This is a genomic window from Parafrankia soli, from assembly GCF_001854695.1.
Lineage (GTDB): Bacteria > Actinomycetota > Actinomycetes > Frankiales > Frankiaceae > Parafrankia > Parafrankia soli.
In genome coordinates this window covers 1-4,891 of record NZ_MAXA01000074.1, presented here as the reverse complement: position 1 = coordinate 4,891, position 4,891 = coordinate 1, and the positions used below count along the sequence as shown (strand labels likewise).

Sequence of the window (4,891 nt, the reverse complement as noted above, 5' to 3'; positions counted from 1 at the left end):
CCGCGGAGCAGGCCGGTGAGGATGGTGACGTACTCCTCGGTGCTGCGGCCGGGATGGTCGTAGGACAGGCCGTAGACGTCCCGGATCAGGCCTTCATGCGAGGGGCCGAGGCCCAGGGTGAAGCCGGGCCGGTTCATCGCGGAGACGACGGACGCGGCGCGGTTGGCCTGCAGCAAAGGATGGCAGGGATAGGTCTGCAGGACGGCGGTGCCCAGTTCGATCCTGGCTGTCTCGCGGCCCGCGACGGCCATGGCGACGAGCGGGTCACCGGTGACTGCGCTCGCATACCACAGAGACGTGAAACCTTCAGCCTCAGCTTCTTTCGCCTGCTGGACGATTTTGTCCGCCGAGCTACCCCCACCGGTCAAACCGATGCGCACTCCGACCTCCCACTATCGCTGTACAGATGTGTAACCGTGTCGTGCGACTGTACAGTCGGTGTCCGTCCCGCGAAAGTGGAAGACCGTATCGCTCTCTGTAGTCAAGGGCTCGCTTCTGTTGCAGGGTCGAGATCGCTGGCGTAAGGGGTCAGTGGCCGGCGGGTCGCGACCAAAATTCCGGGTGCATGCGAGCGGCACGGCCCGAAGATCCGCCGGGCGGTGGGCGGCGTGGGCAGCTGAGCGGTTCCGCTCACGATCACCTGGCCCGCAGCGGTCGGTGCTCTCCGCTGCGGGCCGTGGCCCGACGCGTCAGACCCGCGGCGGGTCGCGCCCGGTATCCCGGCCGTACGGGTCATCCGGCGGCCGCAGTCGATGTGTCGGTTCTGGAAGTATGACGGCGTCGCCGTGTATTTCCGCTGGTAGGCGGCCTGTTTGTGTGATCGGGGATGGTGATCGTGGGGCCGGGGATGGTGGGGTGGCGGTTCGGGTTGTGCCCGGTTCTGTCCCACCGTCGTATGCAGACAAGACAGAAGCCACCGGCGGCGCCGATGGCTTCCTTGGTCTCAATCCTGGTCTCTCAGTTGCCCTGCTCCCCGTCAGCGCGGGCGCGGTCAGGCACGGCAGGTGGGTTGCTACCTCATCCGACGGTCCGCGTGGATCGGGCACATCGTCAGGGTCGGCTGTCGACGCGGAGCGAGCAGGCAGCGGTAGATGCTCGGGGCGGGAGACGGCCCATACTCTACGATCAGTCTCCATTTGCCGGCCGCAGTGGACGCGGGCGCTCCCGATTACGCTCCATCAGCCTTCTGGCTGAGGGTGATGTTCGGTCGCTCGCCGAGCGCCGACCTCGTCCAGTCCATGTACCGCGGTCGCCCGATCGGCGCGAAGGTCCATTTCTTCCTCGAAGAGATCGTCGAGTCGCTCCACGACGACAGCGACGGCAAAACTCACGGCGGAGGCTCAGGTCGTATATCAAAATAGCGTCGGCTGCTGGCTTACAGGCGACTCGCTTGTGGGTAACCCGATGACCGTGTTCGGATTTGGCCGACCGGGACTCTGGTGGAGACGGCCAGCCTTGCGAAGCTCTCGTAATGCCGTACCTACATGCTCAGGGCGAAAGACTGTGTTGAGCAGGGCGAAGCGACGGAGGTTCGCTACTGTCATCGGACCCGACTCGGCGATCACATTCATGATCGCGTTCTGGAGTGGGCGAGTTTCGGGTTCAATCTTGAGATCAAGGAGCTGCTGAGCCACGTCGCGCGGGTCGYGGTAGCGGACCCCGGTGAGCGGGTCGACCTTCCACATCGCGTCCTTCATCGCCTTGAGTCCGCTCTCGTGTGACGTGCCGAAGACGAGAAAAAGCGGGCGGCCCCCCTCGTCGACCATCTCGAAGGCGAGCGTGAAGGAGAAGCCCGCCCGATTGAGGGAAGCGCGGTACTGATCGAGGAGGAATGYCTTCTTCCGGCTCGGTGGGACGTGCTGCACCGCGCGCCACTCCGGGCTCCCGAAAACCTTGTCTGCGGTGGTGGCATGTTTGTCGATCTGGCCGAAGCGGGTGGGAAAGCTCGTGCCGAAGGTGACGAGGACCTCGCTGGAGGGGTTGCCGGCGATGGCCCGGACGAGATCGTGGGGGACGTCGGGGCCGCCGAAGCTGTCCAGGAAGACGAACGCGGCCGACCCGAACACCCTCAGTTCATGGAGGAGGGGGAGGAGATCATGCCCGCACTTCCCTCGTCGAATCGTCGGTACGAGAGCCGCAGGCCGACCGCGTTCGGTGAGTCTGGTATCGATCCGCCGCCTTAGCTCCGCGAATCGGCCCGTGTGTGCTTCCAGGAGCACCACATCCAGACGGCCGCCCCTCATCAGGGTGGGGCTGTCCAGGAAGACGTCGAGGGCGACGATCGGGGATCCGGGTAGATCGTCGAGGTAGACTCCGGGACCAGCAAAACCTTCGACGTAGGCCGCCCGTTCACGCCCGGAGAAGATGATCGGATACCACGCTTGCAGGTAGCGACGGAGCAGGTCGTGCTTTGCCGCCGTATGAGGGTCACGGGCCCATCGGACGCCTGTTGGTACCGCCACATACAAATGTGTAGCGCATGGGATCTCCGACGTCTGCCGATCCGTCACATAGTGGAAGCGGCCAGTGGTGACGGTCGAGTCGTGACGGGCATCCCGTCCCAGATACGCCCTTCCAGAGTGCGCCCGCCGCTCTTCGGAGTTCGGCCGCCCCACTGCTTGAAGAAGAACGGAACCGCGGCCTCCGTGCACAGGTCACGCAGCTCGATGACCCACGCCGGGTCCATCCGACGATGGTGGCGGCCGGACTCCCCGCCCGCGATGACCCAGTCGATGTCGTCGAGGTCAACGCCGGTGAGCGGCCCGAGTAGCGGCTCGCAGGACAGGAAACGGACGACGGCCGGAACGCGACGGAGGTCGTCGATCCGCGGCAGCGCTGCGCCGTCCTCGACCGAGACCCCCATCCAGACGTTGTCTGACCAGGGCAGCGTGTCGGCGAGCCGGGCCAGACGACGAGACCGCTTCGTGAGGACCTGGAAGGTGTGCTGGGGGGCAGCGGCCATCACCCCGAAGACGTCCTGGATGAAAGTCGTGGGCACCCGGGCGTGGAACAGGTCGCTCATCGAGTTGACGAAGACGTGTCGTGGGGCCCGCCAACGCAGCGGGATCGAAAGCGCGTCGGCGTGGACAGTAACTCCGAACCCGGGGCCGGACGTGCGCGGATCGCCGTCTTGCTGGTACTTGGGGCTGCCCATCGCTTTCAACCGGGCCGCGAGGGCCAGCGCGTAGCAGTTGTCACAGCCCGCCGAGACCCTGTCGCAGCCCGTCGTGGGATTCCAGGTCGCCTCCGTCCACTCGATCGCGCTCCGGTCAGCCACAGGGCCCTCCGCCTCTCCTCTTCGATCTTTCTCTAGACTCGCACATATGTGCGATGCCCGTGGGGTGACGCGCGGATGTTGTCACCAAGATGGTTCTCGCCCCGCGCAGCCAACACGGTGGCCCCCAGACCAGACCAGACCCGCGCGGCGCGGGACGGAAAAGGCTCACTGTAGGCGGGCGAAGGTCAGTCGCTCGTGCAGGATGTCGAGGTCTCCGACCGTCCAGCCGGTGTCGCGGATCGCGTGTGCCACGGCGCTGCCGTCGGCCGCCTCACCCCGTCGGCTCGGGAGCACGCGGGCGGCCCTGGTCAGGACTCGGCCGTGGCCCGTCCCACCGATCGTTAGCCGTCAGGCGATCTCGAAGGCGCAGGCGAGGTAGGCAGCCAGCCCGCCGTAGTCGTCGGCCAGGCCGCGTACGCCCATCCGCGAGCCAGCTGCAAGTTCTTTAGGAAGATCCGCACGTATGCCGATGTGACGCGGTCCGTCCAGGTCGCCGAGCCTGTTCAAAGGCGACCGGCATCTCCTCGTCCTCACGCTCCAGCCCTCAATGGTTCAGCCGCCTTCGCGTACAGATGCGAGAACTCGGCGCAGGTCGGCTGCGAACTGGGGTAGTTGCTCTCTGGCCGCGGTGTGCAGTATCTCGAGGTCGACGGACCAGTAGCCGTGGACGATCCGGTTACGTAGCCGGACAGGCTGCTTCCAGGCGATGTCGGGAAAGCTCTTGGTGATCTCGTCGGAGAGCTGGCTGGCGGCTTCGCCGAGCACGGTGAAGTTCCACAGGAGTGCGTCACGACGCTGGCGGTCCGCATCCAGAGCGCCGACGGTGATCCCGTCGGTGAGTTTCTGCGCCTGATCGGCCGCTTCGATCATCTCGCTGAGAAGGAGAACGTCACGCCGCATAGACGGGCCGTGCCTCAGCCAGGACGGACGAGCGGAGCAGCGGGTGGAGCCCGCGGGCGGAGACCAGGTCGACGGGCCGTCCGAACAGGTCGGTGAGGTCATCGGCGAGCTGCTCGATGTTCCAGCCCAGACGCCGGCCCGGCGCAAGGGTGTACAGGATGTCGATGTCGCTGTCTGCGGTCGCGGTGCCGCGCGCTTGTGAGCCGAACAGCTGGAGTTCAGCGATCCCGTAACGAGCGCAGATCACGGCCAGGCGTGCCCCGTCGATCTCTACTCCCGCGATGGACCCCACCGGTCAAGGGTAGCTGCAGGGAGCTCGAGGTCTAGGGTGTCATCGTTCCAATGCGGGTGGAGGCGCCCACGGGCGACTCGAGCTCCAGTTTGCCTGGCGCCAGCGGCCGATCCGGAAGCGGCGCGCGGGACCGGGCCGCGCCCGGCACCCCGACGCGTATTGATCATCCGGCAGCCGTAGTCGATGCGTCGGTGGCGGACGTACGACGGCGCGGGCGCGCGTTTCCGCTGGTAGACGTCCTGTTCGTGTGATCGGGGATGGTGATCGTGGACCCGGGGATCGTGGGCTGGCGGTTCGGGTCGTGCCCGGTTCTGTCCACTCACCCCATCTGATGCGATGAAGGGGCGGGGCCTCCGCTCCTGGTGACTCCCCGGGGTCGGGGGTAGGTCCCTCGGGGTTGCTCACGTCTACCGACGAAGGAG

General features: G+C 66.3%; 7 protein-coding genes. All 7 read right to left on the bottom strand.

Annotation, left to right across the window (positions count from 1 at the left end; translation table 11 throughout):
• Positions 1-380 (bottom strand): LLM class flavin-dependent oxidoreductase (locus tag BBK14_RS08375; protein WP_116430023.1); only part of this gene is annotated, 380 nt, incomplete at its 3' end.
• A 972-nt stretch (positions 381-1,352) separates the two neighbouring features.
• A complete protein-coding gene (locus tag BBK14_RS08370; protein WP_071060757.1) occupies positions 1,353-2,462 on the bottom strand; it encodes a three-Cys-motif partner protein TcmP in 1,110 nt (369 codons plus the stop codon).
• A 44-nt stretch (positions 2,463-2,506) separates the two neighbouring features.
• Entirely contained in the window at positions 2,507-3,277 is a 771-nt protein-coding gene (locus BBK14_RS08365) for a DUF5131 family protein (RefSeq protein ID WP_071060755.1), read from the bottom strand.
• A 165-nt stretch (positions 3,278-3,442) separates the two neighbouring features.
• Entirely contained in the window at positions 3,443-3,571 is a 129-nt protein-coding gene (locus BBK14_RS41215; protein ID WP_275078459.1) for a hypothetical protein, read from the bottom strand.
• Positions 3,572-3,625: 54 nt separating this feature from the next.
• On the bottom strand, positions 3,626-3,784 hold the full coding sequence (locus BBK14_RS38135; protein WP_157904228.1) for a hypothetical protein: 159 nt from the start codon (positions 3,782-3,784) through the stop codon (positions 3,626-3,628).
• Between the two features lie 45 nt (positions 3,785-3,829).
• Entirely contained in the window at positions 3,830-4,147 is a 318-nt protein-coding gene (locus BBK14_RS08360; protein WP_241831300.1) for a HepT-like ribonuclease domain-containing protein, read from the bottom strand.
• A gap of 19 nt (positions 4,148-4,166) precedes the next feature.
• Positions 4,167-4,469 (bottom strand): nucleotidyltransferase family protein, encoded by a 303-nt coding sequence (locus BBK14_RS08355; RefSeq protein WP_071060751.1) that lies wholly within the window; start codon positions 4,467-4,469, stop codon positions 4,167-4,169.
• Positions 4,470-4,891 lie beyond the last annotated feature (422 nt).